Origin of the sequence: Vibrio sp. 10N.222.52.C3 (assembly GCF_041474195.1) — a bacterium.
GTDB classification, from domain to species: Bacteria; Pseudomonadota; Gammaproteobacteria; order Enterobacterales; family Vibrionaceae; genus Vibrio; species Vibrio crassostreae_C.
This window is the reverse complement of the sequence record NZ_JBFRTQ010000203.1, coordinates 1-1,152: the sequence shown is the minus strand read 5'-3', so window position 1 is coordinate 1,152 and position 1,152 is coordinate 1. Positions and strand designations below refer to the sequence as shown.

Annotated in this window: 1 protein-coding gene and 1 pseudogene; both read left to right on the top strand. The window is 40.7% G+C overall.

From position 1 onward, the window contains the following. Positions 1–403: pseudogene (locus AB4517_RS22110) on the top strand (ISAs1 family transposase); the annotation flags it as partial. 169 nt (positions 404–572) lie between these two features. Further along, a partial coding sequence (locus AB4517_RS22105; RefSeq protein ID WP_372150002.1) for an ISAs1 family transposase occupies positions 573–1,152 on the top strand: 580 nt, incomplete at its 3' end.

Here is a 1,152-nt window from a genome sequence, read left to right as displayed (position 1 = left end):
GATGAAAGACTGTCATGAGGTGACTGAGGGTGAAGTGATTGCTATCGACGGCAAAACTCTCAGAGGCACATACAACAAAGACAAGCGTTGTGGTGCAATCCATATGGTTAGTGCGTTTAGTGCTGCAAATCAAGTTGTGTTAGGGCAGGTTAAAACAGCAGACAAAAGCAATGAAATCAAAGCGATCCCCGAACTGCTTGAAATGCTTTCCTTACAAGGTTGTTTAGTGACGATTGATGCTATGGGATGCCAGAAGGATATAGCTGAAAAGATAGTCGGCCAAGATGCAGATTACCTCTTAGCGGTAAAAGGTAATCAAAAACGATTGGAGCAAGCGATTAGCCAAGTGTTTAATTCTAGTATGCTTAATAGTTTTGAAGGTGATAAATACGTCACTCAAGAGAACAGGGCAAGATCATGAAAAACCCTTATGGAATAAGGGGTGATGTGAAGTGATGTTTCCATTAATTTGTACATTGAAATCACAATAATTTCAATACATTCAAGATCGATTTGATGATCAGATTTAGGTGTGATCATATACTGTTTTTTAACAGCAGATATTTAGCCTAATGAACGGATTAAGCCTTTTGGACCACATTTCAGTTATTCGAGACCCTCGCCAAGCTTGGAAAATAGAGCACACGCTAACCGATATTATCTTCTTAACCATTTCTGCAGTGATTGCTGGTGCTGAAGGTTGGGAGGATATTGAAGATTTTGGTGAAGATAACTTGGATTGGCTTAGACGTTATGGTGATTTCAAACAAGGCATACCGGTGCACGATACCATTGCCCGAGTTATCAATCTTATTTCCGCTAAGCAACTGCAACGATGCTTTACTGCATGGGTGAAAGACTGTCATGAAGTGACTGAGGGCGAAGTTATTGCTATCGACGGCAAAACCCTCAGAGGCACGTACAATAAAGACAAACGTTGTGGTGCTATCCATATGGTTAGTGCGTTTAGTGCAGCAAACCAAGTTGTACTAGGACAAGTTAAAACTGCAGATAAGAGTAATGAAATCAAAGCGATCCCTGAACTGCTTGAGATGCTTTCCTTGCGGGGTTGTTTAGTGACGATTGATGCTATGGGGTGTCAAAAGGATATAGCTGAAAAGATAGTTGCTCAAGATGCAGATTACTTATTAG